The sequence below is a fragment of the Actinotignum stranguriae genome, from assembly GCF_051265215.1.
In the GTDB taxonomy this organism is placed as follows: domain Bacteria; phylum Actinomycetota; class Actinomycetes; order Actinomycetales; family Actinomycetaceae; genus Actinotignum; species Actinotignum schaalii_C.
Map to the genome: position 1 here is coordinate 1 of NZ_JBOZCJ010000009.1, position 24,181 is coordinate 24,181.

Below are 24,181 nucleotides of genomic sequence, written 5' to 3' on the forward strand. Positions count from 1 at the left end.
CGCCGGCGATGCCGGCCGACTGGAGCAAGGACGGTGCGTAGTAGAGCACCGCGTTGGTACCCGCGAACTGGGAGAAGAAGGCGATGAGGATCGCCATGGTGATGGGGCGGGCGGTGCGCTTGGAGAAGAAAGGCTCGGTTGCCGCGGCGTGCGGGGCAGCATTGTGCATATTTTCCATCACCTGGGCGGCTTCGTTCTTACCCCACAGGTCTTCCATGACGCGCAGTGATTCGGAGTCGCGCCCGCGGGTGTAGAGCCAGCGCGGGCTTTCCGGGATGAAGTAGCACACCGCGAGGAAGATAAGGGAGGGTACCGCCTGAATACCGAGCATCCAGCGCCAGCCCAGTTCCACCGGCATCATCTTGACGATGATGTAATTGGAGAAGTAGGACACCACGATGCCGATCACGATATTAAGCTGCACCGTGGCCACCAGTTTTCCGCGCCGTGCCGCCGGGGAAATCTCCGCTGTATACAGCGGGGCGATCACCGAGGATGCCCCCACCGCGATTCCGCCGAGCATGCGGAAGATGAGGAAGAATACCCAGCTATTGGCCACCGCCACGCATACAGAGGTGATGAGGTAGAGGGCCGCCACACCCTTGAGGACGGGGCGCCGGCCCCATTTATCGGCCGGGATGCCACCGAAAAGCGCCCCGATAATGGTGCCGATAAGGGCGCAGGAAACTGTGAAGCCCAACTGCCCGGCGCTCAAATCCCATTTATCTTGGAGGGCTGCCGTGGTTCCGGAAATCACCGCGGTATCGAAACCGAAGAGGAAGCCACCGAGTGACGCGGCGGTGGCCGAAAATGGTACGAGATGTTTTTTCATGTTCTCTCCTCACCGTTGAGAATGCTGATCGTGGCTGGCGCTGCGATGGCGGGAACGGTGCGCTTCCGTTGCGCGCCGTACTCCTTGCCCCGCGCCCCGTTTCCAGTTCAGGAAAGGGGCAGACCGGCCGGTGCATTCACTCTAAGAAGAAGCGCTGGGCAACAGGTAGGCCTGTCTCCTAAAATTTGCGCAAATTTTAGGAGACAGGCCTACCTGCGTCGTCGTACCTTTAAAAACAGCCGCGAAGCCGCTTGTTCCCGCAAGCCACCTTAGCCGTGCGGATGGCAGCGCTCGTATTCCGCCGTGTATGCGGCGATAAGGGAGCGCAGCCGGGGGTGCTCACCCAGATCCTCAGTGAGGACCACGGATTCGGTGCCGTCGGCCAGCGGGATCTTCCAATTCGGGTACTCGGTATCGGTACCGGGCTGGTTTTGGGTGCGTCGCTCACCCACCGCGTCCACCAGGGCAATGGCCTGGAGCTGGGCAGGAGTGCGGGCAATATAGCAGTGCATCGCCTCGATGAGCTCACGTTCGGTGGGATCGTGGCTCTCCAACAAACCGCAGCCGCACAGGGTATCAATAAGCACGCTACGCTCGCGGCGGGCTTCTTCGCGCACCTGCTCCACCGGCTCCACCAAGATATTCAAGGAGGCGCGCAGGTCCACATGTTCGCCGGCCAGGTAGCCGGCCAGCGGGGGCAGGTCGTGGGTATCCACCGTGACCAGGGAAGCGCTGCGGTAGTGTTCGGGGGCCCGGAAAGCTTCCCCTTCTTTTTCGAAGAGCATGACGGAGGTGCCGAAAATCCCGCGTTCGGTGAGGAAATCACGCACCCAGGGTTCCACGTTGCCCAGGTCTTCCCCGATGAGGAAGGTGCCCGAGCGCACCGCTTCCAGCATGAGCACGCCGATGAGGGCTTCGTGGTTGTAATAGACGTAGGTGCCGTCCACCGGCTTATTGCCCGCCGGGATCCACCACAGCCGGAAGAATCCCATGACGTGGTCGATGCGCAGCGCGCCGGCGTGGCGCATGACGGTGCGGGCCATATCGCGCACCGGTGCGTAGTGCTGGCGGTCCAGCTCCACCGGGTTGAAAGGCGGCGGGGACCAGTCTTGGCCGAGCTGGTTGTACATATCCGGCGGGGAGCCCACGCTCACTCCGCTGGCGAAGGCATCCGGATTGGCCCAGGCATCCGCCCCGCAGGCCTGCACCCCCACCGCGAGATCGTGCACCACGCCGATGCCCATACCGGCATCGCGGGCCACCTTCTGGGCGGCTTCCAGCTGCTGATCCATGACCCACTGGCACCAGCAGTAGAAATCAATGCGTTCGCTTAGCTCAGCGCGTTCGCGGCGCGAGGCGAGAGTATCGGGCCGTTCGCATGCGGCGGGGAAATGCTTGCCGTAGCGCTCGTACATCGCGCACCAGAACGCGAAATCTTCCAGGCCCTGCCCTTCGGCGGCGCGGAACGCATCGAAATCGGCCTGGCGGGCGTGACTGCGCGGTTCGCGGTAGATCACTTCGAGGGCGCTGCGTTTAGCTTCCCAGCAGGCGCTGCGGTCCAGCAGGGTATTGTGCAGCGAGGATTCCTTGGGGGCCTGCCCCGCCCACGTGACCATGGAGCGCTTGCCAGAGTCCATATAGGCGACTTCGCGGATGTCTTCCGGGCGAATGTAGAGAGGGTTGAAGAAGCGGCGCGACGTCGGCAAATACGGCGAATTCGTGAGCTGCCCGCACGGTTCAGCGGCATGCAGCGGGTTAATGAGCACGAATTGCGCCCCCAGCCCGCCGAAAAGCGAGCCGAGTTCGGCCAGATCCGCGGTGTCCCCCGTCCCCCAGGAGTCGCGCGAGCGCACCGAGTAGAGCTGGCTCATCACGCCCCAGCCGGCCACGCCTTTTTCTGCCGGGGCGGGCAGGCGCGCCGGCACCACGATAAGCGCCCCGCTATGCCAGGTGGCGGCCTCCTCCCCCACTGCCGGCGGGGTGACCTTGGCGCGCACCGTATGGTAGCCCAGCGGTAGATTGCCCGGGATAATAAAGGCGGCGCGGCCGATCATGGCACCGTCGATGAGGCGCGGCAGTTCAAAATCTTCGGCCTGCACGGCGCGGAGTTCCCCGCCGTCTTCTAGTTCGTAAGTAAGGGCCACGGCCGCGCCGTGGGGCACGTGCACGCGGATAATCTGCTCATTACCTTCGCGCACCACCGTGGTGGCGGGCAGCACGTGGCGCCATTCGCGGCTATCCACCGTCTCCAGCGCCGCCTGCGCCGCTTCCGGAGTGGAGGTGTCAATTCCCATGGCCGCGAGCACCGCGACGAGCGTATCGGCGTCAACCGTCACGTATTCGCCCGCGAAACTCCAATAATGCGTTGCCACTCCGTATGCATCAGCGATGCGGTTGAGCATATCCTGCGGTGGTGAACCCGCCATGGTTCCCTCCTTGTTTCTCCCCGTGTATCCCCGGTTGCTCGCCTCCGGTGGCAAGCCCGGTTACTAGAATATCTGCTCCGCTGCCTTTGCGTGGAATCCGGCGCCGTGGCGGAAATGGTACGACGACGACGGCGCAGCTGGAGGGGGCTGCCCCGCCACGCGCCGTTGGCACCGGGCCGAGCACCGTTACCACCCCACAGCTGCGGAAATTCACTCCGTGGCTAGATATGCCCTTCGCGTGGGCTACGCGGTATGCGCGGGATGCGTGTGCCGGAGGTAACCGAAAGAGACAAAAATGCTCACCGCGATAAGCAGCCACGTTATTCCGTAGGGCAGCGCAGAAATGCCATCTCCCGATGTGAAAGCCAAGGCCACGATGGAGGTGGTGAGCGGAATAAACATTGTGGATGCCAGGGATTCCACGATCACAGCAGAACTTGCCATAGTTTCAATGGTGATGCCGTCGGGTTCATCCGGGTCGTCGAAGAAAATATTGAGAGTGTCCAGGTACGCGATGCCTATGCCTATCCCGGCAAGGGTCCACGCGATGCAGAAGACAGGCGTAGCTGATGCCGGGCGCCACCCGGAGATAATCCATGCCGCGAAGAAGAGCGCCGCGAGCGCGATGAAACCGAGGCCGAAAATAACACGGAGCTGATATCCGCGCCGGGTGGTGGCCGGTTTAATACCGCAGACCACGCCCACAACGGCCCATCCGAGGCCACCGCCCATAATAATGACGCCCAGGGCATCCGGGCCTGCCTGGTAGAGGTCGTGCGCGGTGAGGGAGACCAGTTCATTTCCCGCAAAATAGCCGCCGGTCAGGAAGAGCATTCCCACCAGTGCGGCGCGGCGGGGTGTTTTTTGGGTGAAGGTGCCCTGCGGCATAAGGAGCACCGCCACGCGGCCCAGTACCGCCACCCCGGTGCCCATGAGCACGATCTTGAGCGCACCCGCCGCGGGGATAATCGTTATTCCCACCCCCGCCACGATGAGGAAAAGTGCCGTGTAGGAGAAAGGCGATTCTTTGCGTTCCCCTGCGGTTGTGAGGTTGAGGGCGATAACGAAACGGGCTACCAGAAGCAGCGGGAGGTAGAGAAGCATGGCCCAGCGCCAGGACAGCAGATGCGTCACCCACGCCGCGTAAGCCGGGCCCACCACGGAGGAAACCACCCAGCTCGCGGAGGAAAAAGCTAGGGTGAGGCGCCGGGCGCGCCCGGAAAGGCCGAGTGCCACCGCACCGATGGAGGTCATCGCCAGGGTGGAGCCGGCCAGGCCTCGGATCACCGCCCCGAGAAGATATATCGAGATATGGGGCGCCGCGGCGCTGGTGCAGGCACCCAGCACTAGAAATACGGTGGCACCCATGAGGAGGCGCGGTAGCCGCACCCGGTTCATTAGCGCCGCGCCGATAGGCAGCCCCGCCATGGAGGCAATCGCGGATACTCCCATAATCACGCCGTAGAGGTTTTGCGCGTGCAGGTCCTTCGCCAGGATCGGCAAAATCAACTGGTTGAGATAGGTCTGCATTCCCCCGATAAGTTCGAGGATAATCACGGCAATCGCGATAACCAGCCCGGCGCTTCGTTTTTTCATGGTTTTACTGTAGCCGGGCCGGAAGTCCCAAAAAATACCGAATCCTTCAGAAGGCGCCACCTCAAAAATGCCGCGTCAAAATACCACTTCCACAAGCTACCCCACAGCGCCCTCCCACACTACCGTCTCAAAATATGGACAAATATGCTAAGGTGGCTTCGTTCGACCAAGCACGCATCTTGACGCCCACCGCTATACAACAGCGCGATCCGGTGCGAAACAGCACTATCAGCTGAAAAACAGCACGAACCCGTGTTAAATAGCACTATTTGAGCGCCAAAATCTCCACATATGCGCGATACGGCCTGTTCAGATGCTGAGATTGTGAAAGGTTTCTGTGCCCACTTTTGTCACGCATCTGCGTTCGCTGCTGCCCTGCGCCACCGATCTGCGCGCCATCAAGAAGTATTGGCGCCAGGATATTGCCGCGGGAGTCACGGTGGGGATCGTGGCCCTCCCCCTCGCCCTCGCTTTCGCTATTTCCAGTGGCTTGAGCGCGGAGGCCGGCCTCATTACCGCGATCGTGGCGGGAATCATCGCGGCAATTTTCGGCGGCTCCAATTACCAAATATCCGGACCGACCGGCGCCATGGCGGTCATCCTAGCTCCCATCGTCGCCGTGCACGGTGCACGGGTGGTGCCGCTCCTGTGCCTCATGGCGGGGCTCATAATTCTGCTAGCCGGGGTGCTGGGCCTGGGGCGCGCCGTCTCCCTCATCCCCTGGCCGGTGATCGAAGGTTTCACGGTGGGTATCGCCGCCATTCTTTTCTTCCAGCAGGTCCCGAATATTATCGGCGTGGAGGCCCGCGCCGGGCTGAGCACCCTGCCGGCCGCTTTCGACTCACTCACCCGCATAGCTCCCGCAACGGCGCTCACCACGGGGCTGCTCTGCCTGGCCGCCATCGTCATTATTGCGGCGTGCACGAAGATGTCGAAGAAACTCCCCGGTTCCCTCATCGCGGTACTGGTGGTGAGTATCATCGCCTGGGCCGCCGGCCTCACGGTGCCCACCATCGGCGCGATTCCCTCCGCTCTCCCCGCCCCGGTCGTTCCCGAAATCTCCGTGGGCCTGCTCAGTGCGCTGGCGCCGGGCGCGCTCGCGGTGGCGGCCCTGGCGGGTATTGAGTCGCTGATCTCCGCGCGGATCGCGGCGGGGATGGTGCGCGGCGGCAGCTATTCTCCGGATCGGGAGCTGGTGGGCCAGGGCCTGGCTTCGGTGGGCTGCGGGCTGTTCGGCGGGATGCCCGCCACTGGCGCCATTGTTCGCACCGCCGTGAATGTGCGCTCGGGCGGGCGCTCGCGCCTGGCCGCGATTATTCATTCCTTGGTGCTCATCGCCGTCGTGTATCTGGCCTCCGCCGCGGTCTCGGTTATTCCGCTCTCGGTTCTTGCCGGCGTGCTGGTGGTGACCTGCTACCGCATGATTAATCCCGATACGGTGCGTCAGGTCATGCGTTCCAATCGCTCGGACGCTTCCGTTTTCGTTATCACGGCGATTATCACGGTGGGTCTAGATATTATTTGGGCAATTACCGTGGGAATTATTATTTCTGGGATTTTGGTGTTGCGGCGCATGGCGAACCGTTCAGGTATTTTCCGTGAGGATCTTCCCTCCGATCCGAAAATTGCTATTTTGCGGGTGGACGGCACCATGTTCTTCGGTGTGGGTGACCGGATCGAGCGTGAAATCCCGCGCCTGGCGGGCGTGGACGTGGTGATCTTGCGGCTTTCCCGCGTCGGAATCGTGGACGCCACCGGGGTGCGAGCCCTGGCGCAGGTGGTGGATCGCCTGGTCGATGCGGGCAATACCGTGCTGGTCAAGGGCCTACCCAAGCAGGTGCAGGAGATGGCCCAGCGCATGGAACTGGGCCAACTCAGCATCGACGATTATCTTTTCGCGGATATGGACAGCGCGATGGCGCAGGCCCGCCATATCGTGGCCGCGAACGGTAGTTCCGGCGCCACCGGCCGTTTCCGTGCGGTGGAAGAATAGGTACGACGACGCCGCCTCCCCCGCTACCGCCTAAACGAGGGATGCACCGCACTCATGAGAATGCCCAATGCCAGCAGCACCACGCACACCGCAATCGGTAGCCACGGTGCGATGCCGTAGAGCGCCGTGGAGGCAACGGGGGCCAGCACATAGGCCATACCGTTATTGGCGTTGATGAGCCCGGCCATGCCGCCTTGCTCATGCGGCTCCATTTTCAAGGTGGGCGCAGTGTTATAGCCGGGCATTGCTAAGCCGGAACCGAGCCCCGCCAAAACGCAGGCCAGCACGAAAATCCACAGCTGGGTTGGGTAGAGCAGCAGCGCCATTGCCACGAAGAAAATCACGAGGCCGCGGCGGAAGAGCTGCACCGCGCTCCAGCTGAGCCGCGGTGCCAGAGCGGCCTGGGCGATAATCATGACCACTCCCATAATGGACATGCATAACGCCGTAAACCCGGCGGTGGCGGCCGCTTCCAGTCCCAAGGCATCTTGGAGCAGGAAGCCAAATACTGTCGTCAGGGTGGAAAATACGGTGAACATGAGGAAGCCGCAGGCCAGGAAGGCGAATGCCCGCGGGTCGAAGTAGCTGACTTTGGCGGGTTTCTCCACCCGCTTGTCACCCCGGGTGGGTTTGAAGGTCACCAGCAGCACCACAACCCCGGCCAGGATCATGAGCGGCATGACCACCAGCGGCAGCATAAAGCCGCCGAGGGCCGCCAGGCTCCCACCTACCAGCGCGCCGAGGATGGTGGCAAAGCCTTGTGCGGCGCCCAGCATTCCCACGCCTTTAACTCGCTGCGCCTCGCTGTAGGTGTGGGTGATGATATAGGTCTGGGCGGCGGGCGTGATGGCGGCAATGGATCCTCCGTACAGTAGGCCCCGGGTGAACACCACGCCGATAACCAAGGCGCTTCCCACCAGTGCGCCCTGCAAGCCAAACCAGGCCACTACCGCGAAGGCCGCGAGCGCCGTAGCTGCACCCAGCATGCCGGTCACCAGGATGGGGCGGGTGCCCCGCCGCAGGGATACTCTCCCCCACGTGGTTGAGCTGAGCGAGAGCACAATGGCTGCCAGGGAGATCGTCGCCCCGATATGCCATTCTTGCAGGCCAATTTCGCGCGAAAGCGGAGCAATAATCGGGTTGAGAATCATCTGGCCCATATATGCCAGCAACACCGTCAAAAATAGTGGGAACAGGCCAGGGATCTGACCCTTCTTGGAGCCAGTCTCCAATTCCGGTTCCGCTGCCGGTTGCGGGTGAGTATTCGCTTCGGTCATAGCGCTTCCTTGTCAGAAGTTTTGGTGAACGGCTCACACACTAGAACACTGTTCTAGTAATGTCAATGCTGGGGGCGATATGCTGGGTGTATGCACGCTAAATCCGTGAACACCGGCCGGCGCGTCGGTCTGACCCAGGATAAGATTCGCCACGCCGCCCAGGGCCTCTCCCGTGACCGCGGCATCGAAAATTGGTCGATTCGGGATTTAGCACTCGAACTCAAAGTCTCTCCCTCGGTGATTTACCACTACTTCGCTAACCGGGATGCCATCGTTGATGCCGTCATCGCGCATCTCATCGGCTCCATCGCCCTGCCTGAAAAGAGCTTGGAGTGGAAAGAGTGGTTCATGGCGCTGGCGCAGAACGCCCGCCCGGTTCTGCTCGAACATCCGGGGGTGACGGAGCGGATGATGCACGGCAATTTCAGTGCCGAGATGCTCCCCCTCCTTGAAGCGTCGTTCGAAAAACTACACGAGGCCGGTTTCCGCCATCACGCCCCGCAGGCCTACACCATGATTATCAATACGATTCTGTGGGCTATCACGGCGCGTAATTTGCGCAGCCCCACCCGCCGCGAGCAGCGCCATGACCTGGGCCGTATGGTCGCCCAGGCCCAGCCCCTGGCCGCTACCTCCGCCGCGCTGACCGATATGCTCACCAACTACCTGCTGCCCCTCACCGATCCTCAGAACGAAAACCAGATGAGCCAGGAGTACTTCACCATCATGGTGGAAGCACTCCTGGTCGGCCTGGAACAAACGCTCCTCCCCCGCGAAAGCAGCAACTAACACCTGCGGCGCCGGGCTCCTAATACTCCGCCCGCGCCAAGAACCACAAGAAGGGCCGCGAGGAAGGCAGCCCGGGAACTGTGAGAGGCTCCGGTTGCCGGCAAAGCTTGAGCCGGCGTTCCGCTTGCGTGCGGCATTGGGGTGACCGTGGATGTCGGAGTGGGTGGAGGTGTCTGGCTCGGCTCCGCTGTAGGAGATGAAGGAGTTTCTGTCATTGAGGGCGTCGGAGAAGGCGTCGGATCGATGACGTCTGCCGGCGGGCATAGATCTTTCTGCTCCAGTGTGAACTGTGCAGCAACATCACTACCGTCCGGTCCTATTGCGATGACTTTGACAGTCTGCCCCGCTTTAGCATCAGGAGCGGGAATCTTCATATTCACATCCCCCGATGCCACCGGGCGCTCAAGAAGCGGCCGGTCCTCCAAAGTGACTTGATACATCGGATCCAGGCTCGTTAGGTGCGGAGTGTACGTAGCGATCGAGCGCCAATGATCCAATCTAGTTTCCCTACCAAACACCTCAACTTTCACAGCATGTTTCTCCGAATCCGGATCGCGACTAAGGTTCACCTCACCCTTACAGTCAAAACCGTAAGCCCCGCCAAGTACGACCTTCGGATTCCCCTCCATATCCGTTACTAATAGCCGATTGCCCGGCATGAATCTGCAATTAAAACTGTCATTAACACGCAGCTTCAAAAACGGCGAAGCGAAACCCTGAGACGCCATGTCGCCCGTAACGCGGACCTTGACCGATAGATCAACGCGGTATCTCGCTTCCGTTTCCGCAATCGTTATCTGTGGTTTGCCCACCACACATTGCGAGCTAATGGAAATCTTCGAGGACTTCTCGATGTGCCCACTGCCAACTTCCCGCTCTATCTCTGCGCCCGTCGCGTGCGCGGCGGCTCCGAAACCACACATCCCACCAGCTACAACGAGCGTGGTGACTATTCGTTGCAAGATCTTTTTCATGGCGATTTAGCGAGGAAACTAGCCCAAGAATCACCCCCCCCCCGCAAGGGAGGCGATCCCGAGGATCACACTCTTTTTTACACTATTGAGAAAGAAATTCGCAATATGTTTCTAAATATCTACACGTATGAACTTATTGATAGCGCGCGGGCAGTACCGGAAAACTTCGGGTGAATGCCCGACTGCTTGCCTCTATACTGCCGAATGCCGCGTCACACTCCCAGACAGCGCCACTCGCCGGTGAAAAACTGAACAAGCTGACCATAAAAGATACCCCAGTAGTGCTCGTTCCGATGTCTGGCATTGGTGTCTCCCCAGACCATCCGAGAACTCCGTGCACTATTGGTCATACGGATAAAAATTCCGTTTAGAATCCAGGATCTATTGATTCGACTCAAATGCGTAGGTATTCTCTCTTACGACAGGACTCCCCGCACCTCTCACTGAAGTGTCCCAGGGGAGACGTTTTTTATCTGGGAGTTACGGTCTATAGGCCGAACCGGAACATCTGGGTCTCCCCGCAGCTTGGGTGAACTGTTATCACCAACTGCTCTCGTCGGGAATTCACATGTATCCACCCCGTCGAAACGCACCGCCTAAGATAGTCCCATACCACCCCGGCCGCACCCGCGTGCCCGGGCCCGCCGTGAAAGGAGCCGCGCGTGGCACTGACCCTATCCACCATCGAGGAAAGCGTGCGCGCGCTGGCGGGCCAACCCAGCTATACCCGCGATTTCTTCTTTGACCTGCTGCGCGCTTACGGTATCTCAAAATCTTCCATCGCCCGCCTGCGGTCCACCACCGCCAGCTCGATCAACGTTGCGGCCGACCGAGAACACGAAATAGCGTGGAAAAACAAGCTGTATATCCGTGAAACCACCGGCGACCTCGCCGCCGCGGCCCTCGACCTCAAAACCAGTGACACCGCGATCCGCTACAACACCCGTTTCGTCATTGCCACCGATTACGCCAGCCTCGCCGCCTTCGATACGAAAACGGGTGATTCCCTCATCACCCCGCTCGCGCAGATCGACAAAAACATCACGTTCTTCCTGCCGTGGGCGAATATGGAGCGCCGCGATTTCGCCTCGGATACCAAAGCGGACCGCCGCGCCGCCGAACATATGAGCAAGCTCTACGACGACCTCCTCGAAGCCAGCCCCGATATGCTCACCGACGCCGCGTCCCGCCACGGCCTCAATATTTTCTTCACCCGCCTCCTTTTCTGTTTCTTCGCGGAGGACACCGGCATTTTCGCGCGCGGCCAGTTCACCAGCGCCATCGGCTCCTTCACCGCCCGCGACGGCTCGGACACCGCGGAATTCCTACGCACGCTCTTCCGCGCCCTCGACACCCCGAACGCTGCGGACAAACCCGTCTACCTGCAAGACTTCCCGTACGTCAACGGTCGCCTTTTCCGTATTAATAACGACGACGACGCCTCTTTGGCGGTCCCCCACTTCACCATGGCGGCCCGGGACTCCCTCTTGCGGCTCGGCACCCTGGACTGGTCAGAAATCAACCCGGATATTTTCGGTTCTATGTTCCAGGGCGTGGTCGATAAGCAGCAGCGCGCCAACCTGGGCCAGCACTACACCTCGGTTCCAAATATTCTCAAAACCATCCGCCCGCTCTTCCTGGACGAGCTGGAAAAGCAATACGATGCCGCCGCTAACTCGGTGAAGAAACTGCGGGATCTGCTGGCTCGTATCCAAAGCATTAAGGTATTCGATCCCGGGTGCGGCAGCGGAAATTTCCTGGTTATTGCTTATAAAGCGCTGCGCCAGCTGGAGCATAGAATCCTGGAGCGTATCGATAGTCTTTCCACCTCGGGCTCCTGGTCGCTGCTGGGGATGGGTGAGGAGGAAAAGCTGGGTGCGGCTACCCTGGGTTTGGCTTCTTCGGTTATCAATATTGAGAACTTCTACGGCATCGAAATCGATGACGTCTCGGTGGAGATGGCAATTCTTTCCCTGTGGATCGCTAAGCACCAGATGAATGAGGAATTCGCGGAGAAATTCGGCGTGGATATTCCCCTCATCCCGCTCAAGGAAACCGGGCATATTGTGCACGGGAATGCCACCCGCCTCGACTGGAATGAGGTCTGCCCCAATAATGGAACAGATGAAATTTACATTATCGGAAATCCACCTTATGTAGGAAGTACGTACCAGACCAAGGATCAAAAAGAGGACTTCGCCTATGTTTTCGATAGCGCGAAGTACCCGAAGAAGCTCGATTACGTTGCCCTGTGGTTCATTAAGGGTGCCAATTATATTCGCGGTACCCGGGCCAGGCTCGCTTTCGTGACCACGAATTCCATCACTCAGGGCGAGCAGGTTGCCTTGCTCCACCCCCATGTCTTCACGGGCGGTATAGAGATCGGCTACGCCTACACCTCCTTCAAGTGGAGCAATAATGCCTCCCATAATGCCGGGGTAACCGTGGCAGTTATTGGCCTGCGCAATGAATCCTCCGAGCCCAAATACCTCTTCACCGGCCTCGTTCAAAACAGGGTGGAGAATATTAACGCCTACCTTATCAACGGGCCGGATATTTGTGTCCCTTCCCGGCGTACAGTCCTTTCACCCACATTGCCGAAAATGACCAACGGTTCAAAACCTACTGACGGAGGAAACCTCATCCTCTCCCCTGATGAGACCGAAGAAGCTTTGACAACAAACCCTGAACTCGACCAAGTTATCAAAGCGTTTGTAGGGGCTGATGACTTCATTAACGGGAAAGATCGCTTCTGCTTCTGGATCGAGCAAGAAGATGTCCCGAAATTCGGCGACATCGCTTTCGTGAAGAAGCATCTTGATCGCGTCGCGAAATTCCGGTTGTCAAGCAGGAAAACAGCAACTCAAAATCTCGCTAAGTACCCGTGGAAATTTGAATTCACGAGCTACAAGCCAACCGACTCAATCATCGTTCCACGGCATTCTTCCGAACGGCGATCCTATGTACCCATCGGATATCTTGATTCGAACACTGTCATCTCCGATGCTTCCTTTGCTGTTTATGATGCTGAGCCGTGGTTGTTTGCGTTGCTGACCTCGAAGATGCACATGGCCTGGCTACGCGCTGTTGGCGGTCAGCTCGAAACCCGGCTACGTTACTCGAATACCTTGGTTTATAACACTTTCCCCGTGCCAGAGTTATCGGCGTCGTCGAAAGAAGAACTCACGAAACGTGCGCTACGCGTACTCGATGTACGCGAATACCACTGCGAAAAAACCTTAGCCGAGCTCTACGCTCCAGACCTCATGCCGCGCAACCTCCGCGAAGCGCACGAAAAAATTGACGAGGCAGTCGATAGACTTTATCGCAACAAGCCCTTTGCCTCTGATGAGGAGCGGCTGGCCGTCCTATTTGAGAAATATCAGCAGCTAGTTGCGGCGGAGGGGAAGTAGCGTGGCGCGCGCCGCCGGGAGTGAGGAAGATATGCACCGCATCGATATACCGGAAACGCACACCGAGCCCTTGGCGTCGATTCTCAATAATTTGCGGCTGGAGCGCTGCGGGACGGGGCGGTATCGCGGCCAGAACCTGGTGCAGATCACCGGGAAAGTGTATGGCGGGCAGGTGCTCGGGCAGGCCACGATGGCGGCGGCTGATGATGTGCAGCGCTCGCTCGGCATCGGTGAGGATGAGCGGCTAGCGCATTCCATTACCGCGGCGTTCCAGCGGGCCGGGCACCTGGATGAGCCTATCGAGTTCCAGGTGGAGGAGATCAACGATCTGCGGTCCTTCTCTACCCGGAATGTCACCGCGTATCAGGGTGACCGTTTGATTTTCACGGCTCGGGTGTCGTTCCAACTGCGCCAGCCCGGGCCTACCTTGGCTTCCCCGATGCCGGATGTTCCCGGGCCGGAGGGGCTGCCTTCGTCGGTGGATTTCTTCGGGGCACTCGATAATGTGTTCGCGAAGGTGATGTCGTCCACGAACGGGATCGATATGCGGCGGGTGGAAGGCGATATCTACCTGCGGCCGGATCCGGGGCGGTCCCCGCGCCAGCACCTGTGGCTGCGGGCGCGTTCGCCGATGCCGGAGGGAACCTCACGCACCCTCCAGCGGGCGATGCTCGGCTATTCGGCGGATCAGTTCATGTTGGAACCGGCCTTGCGGGCCCTCGGCTTGGCCTGGCTTTCCCGCGGGATTTCGGTGGCAACCCTTGATCACGCGATCTGGTGGCATCGCAATTTTGATATGTCGGAGTGGATTTTGGCGGAGATGGAATGCGTTTCCGCGCAGAACGGGCGCGCCCTGGTGAACGCAAAGTTCTTCCAGGACGGCCGCCATATTGCCTCCATGAGCCAAGAAGGCATGGTCCGGGTGCCGCTACCGGCCCTCAACTAAGGAAAGCAATACACCTGATTCCAGGATGGCCTGTCGTAATCTCGCGCCTTGAGGGGAGAACATCAGGAGGCAGGTGCCGGCTACGCGCGATATTTCGCCATATTCGCAGCGAAAACACTACGAGCTCCCTCCTTCCCTAGCTGTAAGCAACGGCGTAGAAATTATCCACAAAATCGGCTCACGTTGCGCTTTTCCACAGGTCGGTAAATAGCTCTTTTTTGTGGCTCTGTGCCATTGTAAGCAGCGGTCGAAAAGTAGCCCAAAATTTTTTGGTGTCGTCAGTATAACCGTCACTCACGCCCAACGGCTACCGACGGGATAACGCCCTCCCGACCGGTAAGGCGATAACTAGTGCCCTTATGAGTGAAAATCTCGGCGTGATGAACGATCCTGTCAATCATCGCTGCTGCCACGCTCACATCACCGAAACACTCACCCCACTGCGAAAACGCTAAATTCGACGTCAAAATCAAGGAAGACTTCTCGTAACGAGCTGACACAAGCTGGAAAAACAGATTCGCTGCGTCAGCCTCGATAGGAAGATATCCCACCTCGTCAATGATCAACAGGTCATAACGAGAAAGTCTGGCCAACACCTGGTGAACACGCCCCTGGTCATGAGCACTCCCAAGCCGATGAACCCAGCCAGCGGCCGTGTCAAAAAGAACCCGGTAGCCCTGCCGGGCAGCTAAAACCCCTAAAGCTATCGCAAGATGCGTTTTACCCGTCCCGGGCGGGCCAAGAAAGACCACATTAGACGCATTCGTAATCCAAGCCGAGGTCTCCAACCTCGCAATCCGCGCCCGGTCAATCCCCGGCTGGCTTGAAAAATCGTAGTCCTCAATAGTTTTCAGGTGCGGGAATCCCGCCTTTTTCACTCTCGCGTTAGCCCCTGATTCCCGACGCGCGGAAGACTCCACGGACAAGACCGCGGCTAAATATTCCTCATGACTCCAATTCTGGGCGCGAGCCTGGTCGGCGATCACCTGATAGTTATCCCGAATCCGCGGTGCTTTCAACACGCGAGTGATATACGCCAACTCTGAATCAATCTCTTTATGTTCTTTAACCACTATCTTTTCCCTATCTCGTTAGGCCGTCATAAACACTCAGATCGGCTTGTTCAACGCCCTGAGACAGCTGGACAGGCCGGGCAAGCTCTTGACGCATACACTTGGCCATTTCAAGGTGTTTAGCGTCCGTGATGACCTGGTTTCTTCCCCAGTTACGGGCATGAGTGGCAAGAACAAATGACGTATTATCAACAACACGCACCGTTTCCAGGTCTGCTTTGACTGTCACTAAACGCCCAATAGCTTTCGGGTTGACGGAATACCTGTTCGTGTCAACAGTCACATAGTAGTTACGTGGCAGGCGTAACTGGGTATGTAACCCGACGGTCGGCGCACAGGGCGGCAGTCCCCGCATTGCTTCATGTTCGATTACCCACCGGTCTACCGGGCGTTCCTTGAGGGTCGCGTGTTTCCTACGGTTAGCGACTTGCTCAATCCATTCATCTAACTGGGATTGAGCATCATGAGGATCATCGAAATGCCGTCCGGGGAAAAACGAGGTTTCCAGGTAGCGGTTATGCCGCTCAACGATTCCTTTGGTTTCCGGGTCTCTTGGTGGGGCTTGTTTCACCCTGGTACCCAACGTTCCTGAAAAGCTAACGACCTGGTCGGTTAGGCGTTTTGCCCGATACCACTTTCGTGGTCCCATAGTAAGTGCTGGGGCACTGCTTGGAAGTGGTGTTCTAAAAGGTGCCACATCCCGGCGACCAGGTCACCTGTCGTCTTCGTGGGTAATACGCGAGCGGCCATGAAACGTGAGTACGAGGCCACCATAACCAGGACCGGGAAAGCTGCGGGTGTGCTGTATCCGTCGTTGATCCCGCCGGCCGGGAACATTAAATCGCATTGGATTTGCTCGCCTGGTAGATGCTTGAGGATATCCACCGGGTCGTGGGGCTTGTATTCGGGACGGATTTTCCTCAGATTTTCCCGGAACCAGGACATAGATCCTTGCCAACCAATCCGTTGAGCTATCACGGTGGCAGCCAGGTCGGGCGTGGCTTGGAGTATCTGGCGTACTCTTGGTTCTACTCGCGTGAACGCGTTAGCTTGAGACTCGCGTTGCTGGTAGGCAGGTGGTGTGTTCGAGGCTAGTGCTCTCTCCACTGTTTTCTTCGCGCATCCTACCGTGGATGCGATTTTACGGATTGATAAACCCTCTTTGCGTAATATCCTGATCTGCGCCCAGTTTTCCATCGAAATCACCCATCCAATTCTTCTCGGTTGGGCTACTTTTCGACCGTTGGTTCTGGGCTACTTTTCGACCGCCGCTAACAGCCATGCAAGAATGGCGGAAAAGGAGAAGTAACCACTTCGCCACTAGGCGATTGAGGGAGTGACACTATGAGTTTTGATAGGGAACGTAAATTGTTTCCAGATCTAACGTTCACATCGCTTGAAGATGTTCTCAAGCGCAAGGAAGAGATCTTGCAGGAGGTCAGAATGACCCGCGAAGAATTCGACCTACGCGCTGATAACTACCAGCTCGGGCCAAAAGAAACTAACGCCTACTTCGAAATGGTAGGTCTGGATCGCTTCGAGGAGTTGTACCGTGGTGAACGCACGATTGGATGAGCGTGCTAATGAATTTGCCGCACACTTACAGCGGATCGGGGAGCTGATTGAGCCCGGGTTCTCGCTGTCGAGGCAATCGGTCGCAAAAGCAGCCTTTCCGGCAATAAGACTGTCGGGTGATATTCACGTTGCTCATTTGCTCACTATCCGTTTCGATTACGAAGTTTTCCTCAATCAGGAAACCGGTTTACTAGCTGTCAATGAGTCCACGTTCTCGGTGATTCATGGCAGGGTTGGAAAAGAGCCCCTGGTGCGCTGGGATTATATTCGCTCACCACGCTCAAATATCCCCTGCGCACATGTCCAGGTACATTCCCACCGCGATGAATGGACGCACGCTTTACTCCTGGGTGGTAATCATTCTCGCCGCTCACGCCGGCGTACTAAGAATAATGCTCGCACTCCGCGTATTGCTGATGTTCATTTCCCGGTGGGTGGGCGCAGGTTCCGGCCCTGCCTGGAAGAAATCATCCTTTTTGTTATTGATGAATTCGGAGCAGCGTGCACGCCGCAAGCACGCAAAGCACTCCAGCATGGTATCCAGGAATGGGATGAGAACCAGCTGAGAGCCGCGGTACGCAATAACCCCACCATCGCACTCCAAGCCTTCGAAGCATGAACCACCCGCACTTAAATCGATACCTGACCATAACAGCGAATGAGGTAGCTGTTCGGCTATCACAATAACCGAACAGCTACCTCATATCCGTATATTTATCGCTGCTAACCGGCGAAACTAATCCGCGCGCTCCCGCCTGCATCCAGCAGGCTCCTACGCATTAGTGTGGCGCGGGACTCGCCTGCGTCGCACGCTATCTGCGAGCGGGCCGAATAGCAGCTAGATTTTAGCGCGTCAGCTTACGATGAGCACCGGCACCCGGGTTGAGTGCGGCTTCACCCAGGCGTTCCACCTTGTTCTTCTCGTAGCCTTCGAAGTTGCCTTCGAACCAGTACCACTTCGAGGGATCCTCATCGGTGCCTTCGTAAGCGAGGATGTGGGTAGCCACGCGGTCAAGGAACCAGCGGTCGTGGGTGATGACCACGGCGCAACCCGGGAACTGCAAAAGCGCGTTTTCCAGGGAGGACAGGGTTTCCACGTCCAGGTCGTTGGTCGGTTCGTCAAGGAGCAGCAGGTTGCCGCCCTGCTTGAGGGTGAGGGCGAGGTTGAGGCGGTTGCGTTCACCACCGGAAAGCACCCCGGCCTTCTTCTGCTGGTCCGGACCCTTGAAGCCGAATGCGGAAACGTAAGCGCGCGAAGGCATTTCCACCTGGCCGACCTGGATGTAATCCAGACCGTCAGAAACAACCTCCCACAAGCTCTTCTCCGGGTCGATACCGGCGCGGTTCTGATCCACGTAGGAGATCTTCACCGTTTCCCCGATCTTCAGCTCCCCGCCATCGAGGGGTTCGAGGCCGACGATGGTCTTGAAGAGGGTGGTTTTACCCACGCCGTTCGGGCCGATAATACCCACGATGCCGTTACGCGGCAGCGAGAAGGACAGCCCATCGATAAGCACGCGATCCCCGAAGCCCTTCTTGAGGTTCTTCGCTTCGATAACCACATTGCCCAGCCGCGGCCCCGGCGGAATCTGGATTTCTTCGAAGTCGAGCTTGCGGGTACGTTCGGCTTCCGCTGCCATTTCTTCGTAGCGTTCCAGACGTGCCTTCGACTTGGCCTGGCGGCCCTTCGCCGAGGAACGCACCCACTCAAGTTCATCCTTGAGGCGCTTGGCGAGCTTGGCGTCCTTCTTGCCCTGGATTTCCAAACGATCTTTCTTGGTTTCCAGGTAGGTCGAGTAGTTGCCCTCATAGGGGTAAAGGCGGCCGCGGTCCACTTCCGCAATCCACTGCGCCATATTGTCCAAGAAGTACCGGTCGTGCGTGATGGCAATAACCGCACCCGCGTAAGACTTCAGGTGCTTTTCGAGCCACAGCACGGATTCGGCATCCAGGTGGTTCGTCGGTTCGTCAAGGAGAAGCAGGTCCGGGGCTTCCAACAGGAGGCGGCACAGGGCCACGCGGCGGCGTTCCCCACCGGAAAGCACGGACACCGGGGTATCCCCCGGAGGGCAGCGTAGTGCGGCCATGGCCTGCTCCAGCTGGGAGTCCAGATCCCAGGCGTTGGCGGCATCAATTTCCGTTTGCAGCTTGCCCATTTCTTCCATGAGGGCATCGAAGTCCGCATCCGGATTCGCCATTTCTTCACCGATGGCGTTGAAACGGGTGATCTTCTCCAGAATGTCCTTACGGCCCAGCTGCACGTTTTCCAGGACGGTCTTATCCTCTTCGAGGGGAGGTTCCTGGAGGAGGATACCCACCGTGTAGCCCGGGGAGAGCCGTGCTTCGCCGTTGGAGGGCTCATCCAGCCCGGCCATGATCTTCAAGATTGTTGATTTACCGGCACCGTTCGGACCGACCATGCCGATCTTGGCTCCGGGGAAAAACGCCATGGTGACGTCGTCAAGGATGGTCTTATCCCCCACACGCTTGGAAGCGTGGATCATCTGGTAAATGTATTCAGCCACTTATCCCGTCCTGATTCGCGATTCAGTGCCGCGCATCGCGCTAGGTGTTGCGCGAGCGGCCCAGACCAGTGTACCGAGCCGCCCGCGAAAAGTCCCCCCGATGTGACTGGAACCGGGAAGGAATGGGATTTTCTCAGACAGAAGAACGTTGCGCGGCCAGGGCTTCGAAAACGTTCACGCCGATGCTTTCGTCTGGAGCTTCATCCGGTGATAGCACTTCGGCAGGATCGGAATTCTCGATGAGCCAGCGGCTATCCCCCGGAGTGCTTTCCCCGGCCACTGTATCCGCGGAGCTCACCGTGCCAGCGGTTCCGCCATTCGTTTCCGCAGCCGGATCGGGGCGAACTTTAACGAAGCTGGCCCGCCCGGTGGTGAGCTCGACTCCCACAGCATCGGCAAAGAGAGTGAGACCGCGCATGGTGGAACCGTCCTTACCGGTCCATTCGCGCATATCGAGCCGCCCGCGCACCAGCAGCGGAGTGCCGGTAGTCACCGATGTTTGGATATTACGGCCGAGGGTACCGCGCGCCCGCACCGTGTACCAAATAGTATTGCCGTCCTCAAAGCGGTTCGTTTCCCGCGAGAAATAGCGCGGGGTCACCCCAAGATTGACCGTGGTGACATCCCCACTGGTGGCATTCTCATAAACTTTCGGGTTGCCACCGGCATATCCACGTACCGCGACGATGGTGTCATTAACCATGATGCTGTCCTTTCCACCGCCCCGGGCGGGCGGTGGACACCATCATGACCCGCTCACGCTCGCCCGGCGAGCACCCTTGACTTGGCTGTGGATAACCGCTGCGTTTCGGCAAGGTGTGGATAATTCCTCAAATAAGACTGAATCGGATCCGAGAAGCAAGTAAGACCCCGTCGCAAAACATTTAGCGTTACTTACTCTTACGTTTACGGTTAACTTTGATCTTCACTTCATCTTTACTCAATGTGTATGTGTTAACAATTCCATGTTCTTTCAAGCCGTCGAGAAGTGCGCGATCTGCTTGGGTATTTGGGACGCGGACAACCTCCGCGCCCACAGACGTCAATTTTGAGTATTCCCCACCTAGAGCATCTAATATCTCAAAAAGATCTACACGTTCAATAGTCTGGAGATGCGATTCAAGGAGGACCACGATGTATTCCGATGGGACACCTCCCGCTACCATCGTTGTTATGACATCTAACGGAATCCGCTCCTCGTAATCGACAGCACATCGCGCGATTTCAACCAGCGCCTTTTCATCCGCCACTTCGACGTAGTCTTCGGCTTTCTTGACAATCGCACGCTTGATTACCTCTGGAATACCGTCATCCTCGAGAATTCTCGTCAGGTCTCCCTCCACCAATCGTGGCGTCATATAGTTTTCAAATTCAGACGAGTCGCAAATGATTAGTTTCCGCGTTAGCCAATCTGTTGACATAAGATGCTGATAGACCTCCGCATTGTCTTCTATGACGTCGTGTTTGACTAGCAAAGCAAATAACTCGCCCTTCTCCGCGGTGATTTCTCCGATATTGAGATGGGCGTTGAATCTTAGACTCACGACCAGATCCACGCGCAGTTTAGCGTCAAGCAATTGCTCTCTCGCCTCAAGGAATTTGGTAGCTAAAGTAACCTTATCCTCTTCATCCACGGATTCCGTTTTACTAATTTCACCCGCTCGAGAAAGCAACAAAGAAAGCGATTCATCAATGCCCTGCGAACCAACATACAGGTTCACGTTGCTGAACGTTGCGGGGAAACGCTGATCCTGCGCCAACACTGGCCACAAACGCTCTGGGACACTACCAAGTTCGGCGATTTGACAGGATGAAGAAGCCCGCTTAATTACGGTATCTAGAAGAGGAAGTTCTTGTTCACTCAAATCCTCAAGCACTATGCCAAACTGTTCACAATCATCAATCGTCGCAGACGAATCAGCCACCGCATCCAGGTAAGCATGAAGATTATCAACGACGTAACCGTAAACATTTCTGTCTACATCGCGGATGGTATCGAGGCCCACTGTTTCGTCATTGTTAATGACAATGCTCAGATTCTCATGGGTAATTTCGTAGAGATTCCGCGATATGAAAGACGTACGGGCACTAGCTGACAGAGATTTCAGATTAGGGATCACAATATTTTTCGCAGCAAAAAGCTCGGCAACCCGCTCTGCCTGGTCGGGCTTCCCATAGTCAGTAAGCACGGGGAATTCTACACAATGCGCTTGCAGATAGTTAACGACATTCGCATCAGTATCTTGTACATCTGAGGAGAGATTTGCCAACGCAGTATCTACGAGCTCGATTTTCAAAGTCTCACTCAGTTCTAGCTCTGTTCGACTGAGAAGATACAAAAGCACCCGTTGAGACAGCCTTGCAAAAAGCTGGACAAGCTGTAATGCGTTCTCGCCAATACTCAAATATGTATCCAGGAACTGGATCTGACGCTCCTCAAGCTTGTCGAATGAACGAATCATGATATCGGCTGCCCGACTAGTCCCCGCATCAGTGTTGTACCCCGCGAGAAGATGATCAAGGATCGAAATATTATAGAATGCTGGCTTTTCCAGTTCTTCTATGCCGCATTCCTCCACGATGGCGTCAACATCACTCGCTTCGAGATTAAAGTGCATATCCATCAAATCTCGTTCGACATGGTGGATAATGAAGTTAGTCGCCACTGAACTCACTCGATCACCATGGAAAGTTGACGTATACAGAGTGAAGTTCCGATTGATATATCCTGCGCGAATAAGCTTATATGCGAGTCCACAGCCCAGAAGTTCCTCGGCCACGGAATCTAGTTTGCAAGCTTTTCCTTTATAGTTAACGGGAAACTTTGGTTGGGCCAGAAGGTCTACAAGATCGGCGTTGCCCAAAAAATCAATGTCCCTGGTATTCTGCGTGAGCCTTTCGTTGAGCACAGCCTCATCCTCAGCATCCAAAACATCGCGAATCAATCGGTCTCGAAAAGCTGCCACGATGTCACTCCGAATAAATGTAAACGTCCGCCCCCATTGGGGTCGCATGTTCCACTTGAGCTCAGGGTCCCCGGGGGCATTAAAGAAGCTCTTCCAAAACTCTGCATCCGAAATGCTATCGAAGGTTTCACCATCAAATTCGAACGATCCCGTTGACGTTGGATCATCATATCCGATAGCCCTCGCAGTCCTCAGCATATGCCCAAGCAACCATTTACCGAGCTCTTCACTATGATTTTTCACCCCATCTATCTGATCGAGTCGATATCGTAGGAGCCAGCAATCAGTCTCGATTTGCTTGATATTCTCAGCTACCAGGTTACGACTGAGCTCGTAGAGAACATCCAGATTGCTCTTACCGAGCCGGATATTCTCGAAGTCTGTGAGATGGGTGCTCTTGTAGAGCATCATGGCGAAAAGCTCTGTTTCGCTGAGGTCAAGCTCTTTCCCCTCGCCGGAGAAGATTCGGTCACGAAAAACGATAAATTCGTTGCGGATATTCTTCAGGAGTCGCATATCAGGAACATACTTGGATGCCAGGTCAAGCAATCCCTGATCTACTTTGTGGTCAATCTGCGCCATCACCTGGGTCGCTAGATCCCGCGCACTGCGATGCGTGATGAATGGAACCACCGGAATCACGAGATCGAAGAATTTAGTTCGATTGGCACGCACCGCCTCCGCAAGAGCTGAATCCTCAGTTGCAGATGGACTCGTTTCAAAATCACGACCTTCTTCTTTCAACCAAATTCGGTCGAAGATACTATCCCTAATGGCATAGATGAAGCGTATTGGCTCCTTGATCTGAGGCGAGGTGTTTAACAAATTATTGAGAGTCCGTAGTGTCTCAAAGATGTGTGAATCGTTGAATCTGTCAATATCTTCAAAGATCACAACATCAAGATCCGATGCCTCGAAGAAGTAGACGATCTCATCGAGGTACTGATCAAAATAAGAAACAGACGTATCGTCAAGAGTGACCGTCGCGGCGCCTGCTGTGAATTGCTTGATGCGAAGCTTCCCATAACAAAGTCGACGAGTACTTAGCACCACTCCAGTAGCTACAGCCCAGACCCCCAAATGCACCCAAGCGTTTAAACCAACCAGTGCAGGAATGGCCGAAACTATTTTGGAAGTCCACCCGGTCAGTAGAAAGATAATGGCAACAACGAAACCTAATAGTGCGGCAATGCCAGCTTCTCTCCACCAGTGGAAAGTCTCTATACGGCGAAATCTTGAAGCTGGAGTCTTCCGAGGATCTTCCCGATAGAGGAGCTGTTTAACGATCTCTTTTTGGATCCGGTTGGTTGGGGTTAGCGCCTGAGGGGGTACCTCCACATCATCCTTCGAGACTTTCACGGGAGCGAGCGTTGATAGCGAGAGCTCGACAACGCGACCGTCAAGGCGCCGTCCAAGTTCACGCAAAACGCTGCTCTTTCCAACGCCATAGTTCCCAGATAGCGCGATATTGCGGATAGCTCTGTTTTCCAGCGCGTCCTCAAGTGCCTCAACGTAGACGCCATGCTCAGCTTCGAGATATTCCGGCGTAAGCGGAATCAAGTTCCAGGGCTGCTTAGCGGGCTCCCGCTTAGCTGAATCATTCGCAGCAGAAGCTTGCTGGGCTGATTTCTGATCGGCTTGACTCATAACTATGAGGCCCCCTTAGCAAAACGCACTTCGTAGGTCAACGCACAACCCAGCACCGGGCACCATAAAAGCCAAACCTAACGAACAAGCATGATCGTCCCAGCGTTTGGGTAAACATTGTCCTATGGGCCATGATAACTAATCGAAAT

General features: G+C 57.0%; 19 protein-coding genes. 8 read left to right on the top strand and 11 right to left on the bottom strand.

Going from position 1 to position 24,181, the window contains the following annotated elements; translation table 11 throughout:
• From ACRQEG_RS04515 to ACRQEG_RS04525, 3 genes are all read right to left on the bottom strand, one after another.
• Positions 1 to 832: MFS transporter (locus ACRQEG_RS04515; protein WP_435733793.1), on the bottom strand; the 832-nt coding region annotated here is incomplete at its 3' end.
• 269 nt (positions 833 to 1,101) lie between these two features.
• Positions 1,102 to 3,258, bottom strand: coding sequence for a 4-alpha-glucanotransferase (gene malQ, locus ACRQEG_RS04520; RefSeq protein WP_016442400.1), 2,157 nt, complete (start codon positions 3,256 to 3,258; stop codon positions 1,102 to 1,104).
• A gap of 243 nt (positions 3,259 to 3,501) precedes the next feature.
• Positions 3,502 to 4,854: an MFS transporter gene (locus ACRQEG_RS04525; RefSeq protein WP_320757890.1), complete on the bottom strand. Its 1,353-nt coding sequence runs from the start codon at positions 4,852 to 4,854 to the stop codon at positions 3,502 to 3,504.
• Between the two features lie 337 nt (positions 4,855 to 5,191).
• Here ACRQEG_RS04525 and ACRQEG_RS04530 point away from each other — a divergent pair, with 337 nt between their 5' ends.
• Complete coding sequence (locus ACRQEG_RS04530) at positions 5,192 to 6,847, top strand: SulP family inorganic anion transporter (RefSeq protein ID WP_435731008.1); 1,656 nt, start codon at positions 5,192 to 5,194, stop codon at positions 6,845 to 6,847.
• Between the two features lie 23 nt (positions 6,848 to 6,870).
• Here ACRQEG_RS04530 and ACRQEG_RS04535 read toward each other — a convergent pair whose 3' ends face one another.
• Positions 6,871 to 8,124, bottom strand: a complete 1,254-nt coding sequence (locus ACRQEG_RS04535; RefSeq protein ID WP_320757888.1) for an MFS transporter — start codon at positions 8,122 to 8,124, stop codon at positions 6,871 to 6,873.
• Positions 8,125 to 8,214: 90 nt separating this feature from the next.
• Here ACRQEG_RS04535 and ACRQEG_RS04540 point away from each other — a divergent pair, with 90 nt between their 5' ends.
• Positions 8,215 to 8,913, top strand: coding sequence for a TetR/AcrR family transcriptional regulator (locus ACRQEG_RS04540; protein WP_320757887.1), 699 nt, complete (start codon positions 8,215 to 8,217; stop codon positions 8,911 to 8,913).
• On the opposite strand, the gene ACRQEG_RS04545 is transcribed toward ACRQEG_RS04540, so the two are convergent.
• On the bottom strand, positions 8,910 to 9,887 hold the full coding sequence (locus ACRQEG_RS04545) for an LPXTG cell wall anchor domain-containing protein (RefSeq protein WP_435731009.1): 978 nt from the start codon (positions 9,885 to 9,887) through the stop codon (positions 8,910 to 8,912). The genes ACRQEG_RS04540 and ACRQEG_RS04545 overlap by 4 nt on opposite strands.
• On the opposite strand from ACRQEG_RS04545, the gene ACRQEG_RS04550 reads away from it, so the two are divergent.
• From ACRQEG_RS04550 to ACRQEG_RS04560, 3 genes are all read left to right on the top strand, one after another.
• Positions 9,768 to 10,061: a hypothetical protein gene (locus ACRQEG_RS04550; protein WP_320757886.1), complete on the top strand. Its 294-nt coding sequence runs from the start codon at positions 9,768 to 9,770 to the stop codon at positions 10,059 to 10,061. The two genes, ACRQEG_RS04545 and ACRQEG_RS04550, sit on opposite strands and share 120 nt — an antisense overlap.
• Positions 10,062 to 10,549: 488 nt before the next feature.
• Positions 10,550 to 13,300, top strand: a complete 2,751-nt coding sequence (locus ACRQEG_RS04555) for a class I SAM-dependent DNA methyltransferase (protein WP_320757885.1) — start codon at positions 10,550 to 10,552, stop codon at positions 13,298 to 13,300.
• 1 nt (position 13,301) lies between these two features.
• Complete coding sequence (locus ACRQEG_RS04560) at positions 13,302 to 14,246, top strand: acyl-CoA thioesterase (protein ID WP_016442392.1); 945 nt, start codon at positions 13,302 to 13,304, stop codon at positions 14,244 to 14,246.
• Between the two features lie 290 nt (positions 14,247 to 14,536).
• Here the strand turns inward: ACRQEG_RS04560 and istB are convergent, their stop codons facing one another.
• Genes istB through ACRQEG_RS04575 form a run of 3 tightly spaced genes read right to left on the bottom strand, consistent with a single transcriptional unit; the run spans position 14,537 to position 16,498 of the window.
• Positions 14,537 to 15,319 carry an IS21-like element helper ATPase IstB gene (istB, locus tag ACRQEG_RS04565; RefSeq protein WP_435730871.1) on the bottom strand — a complete coding sequence of 261 codons (783 nt, stop codon included), beginning with the start codon at positions 15,317 to 15,319 and terminating at the stop codon, positions 14,537 to 14,539.
• 10 nt (positions 15,320 to 15,329) lie between these two features.
• On the bottom strand, positions 15,330 to 15,890 hold the full coding sequence (locus tag ACRQEG_RS04570; protein WP_320758249.1) for a Mu transposase domain-containing protein: 561 nt from the start codon (positions 15,888 to 15,890) through the stop codon (positions 15,330 to 15,332).
• A 41-nt stretch (positions 15,891 to 15,931) separates the two neighbouring features.
• Positions 15,932 to 16,498 (bottom strand): hypothetical protein, encoded by a 567-nt coding sequence (locus tag ACRQEG_RS04575; protein WP_435730885.1) that lies wholly within the window; start codon positions 16,496 to 16,498, stop codon positions 15,932 to 15,934.
• On the opposite strand from ACRQEG_RS04575, the gene ACRQEG_RS04580 reads away from it, so the two are divergent.
• From ACRQEG_RS04580 to ACRQEG_RS04590, 3 genes are read left to right on the top strand one after another with little or no spacing between them, the layout of a single operon-like run.
• Positions 16,401 to 16,628, top strand: a complete 228-nt coding sequence (locus ACRQEG_RS04580; protein WP_320758247.1) for a hypothetical protein — start codon at positions 16,401 to 16,403, stop codon at positions 16,626 to 16,628. The two genes, ACRQEG_RS04575 and ACRQEG_RS04580, sit on opposite strands and share 98 nt — an antisense overlap.
• 35 nt (positions 16,629 to 16,663) lie before the next feature.
• Positions 16,664 to 16,894 carry a hypothetical protein gene (locus tag ACRQEG_RS04585; RefSeq protein ID WP_016442391.1) on the top strand — a complete coding sequence of 77 codons (231 nt, stop codon included), beginning with the start codon at positions 16,664 to 16,666 and terminating at the stop codon, positions 16,892 to 16,894.
• Positions 16,872 to 17,513 carry a hypothetical protein gene (locus ACRQEG_RS04590; RefSeq protein WP_016442390.1) on the top strand — a complete coding sequence of 214 codons (642 nt, stop codon included), beginning with the start codon at positions 16,872 to 16,874 and terminating at the stop codon, positions 17,511 to 17,513. Before ACRQEG_RS04585 ends, ACRQEG_RS04590 begins: the two co-directional genes overlap by 23 nt.
• A gap of 226 nt (positions 17,514 to 17,739) precedes the next feature.
• Here the strand turns inward: ACRQEG_RS04590 and ettA are convergent, their stop codons facing one another.
• From ettA to ACRQEG_RS04605, 3 genes are all read right to left on the bottom strand, one after another.
• Positions 17,740 to 19,419, bottom strand: coding sequence for an energy-dependent translational throttle protein EttA (ettA, locus tag ACRQEG_RS04595; protein ID WP_016442389.1), 1,680 nt, complete (start codon positions 19,417 to 19,419; stop codon positions 17,740 to 17,742).
• Positions 19,420 to 19,552: 133 nt separating this feature from the next.
• A complete protein-coding gene (locus ACRQEG_RS04600; RefSeq protein WP_320758245.1) occupies positions 19,553 to 20,122 on the bottom strand; it encodes a single-stranded DNA-binding protein in 570 nt (189 codons plus the stop codon).
• Between the two features lie 187 nt (positions 20,123 to 20,309).
• On the bottom strand, positions 20,310 to 24,032 hold the full coding sequence (locus ACRQEG_RS04605; RefSeq protein WP_320758244.1) for a YobI family P-loop NTPase: 3,723 nt from the start codon (positions 24,030 to 24,032) through the stop codon (positions 20,310 to 20,312).
• Between the last annotated feature and the right edge of the window lie 149 nt (positions 24,033 to 24,181).

Coding starts and splice junctions, on each gene's coding strand:
- malQ (WP_016442400.1), bottom strand. CDS start 3,258: ATGGCGGGTTCACCACCGCAGGATATGCTCAACCGCATCGCTGATGCA.
- ACRQEG_RS04525 (WP_320757890.1), bottom strand. CDS start 4,854: ATGAAAAAACGAAGCGCCGGGCTGGTTATCGCGATTGCCGTGATTATC.
- ACRQEG_RS04535 (WP_320757888.1), bottom strand. CDS start 8,124: ATGACCGAAGCGAATACTCACCCGCAACCGGCAGCGGAACCGGAATTG.
- ACRQEG_RS04540 (WP_320757887.1), top strand. CDS start 8,215: ATGCACGCTAAATCCGTGAACACCGGCCGGCGCGTCGGTCTGACCCAG.
- ACRQEG_RS04545 (WP_435731009.1), bottom strand. CDS start 9,887: ATGAAAAAGATCTTGCAACGAATAGTCACCACGCTCGTTGTAGCTGGT.
- ACRQEG_RS04585 (WP_016442391.1), top strand. CDS start 16,664: ATGAGTTTTGATAGGGAACGTAAATTGTTTCCAGATCTAACGTTCACA.
- ACRQEG_RS04600 (WP_320758245.1), bottom strand. CDS start 20,122: ATGGTTAATGACACCATCGTCGCGGTACGTGGATATGCCGGTGGCAAC.
- ACRQEG_RS04605 (WP_320758244.1), bottom strand. CDS start 24,032: ATGAGTCAAGCCGATCAGAAATCAGCCCAGCAAGCTTCTGCTGCGAAT.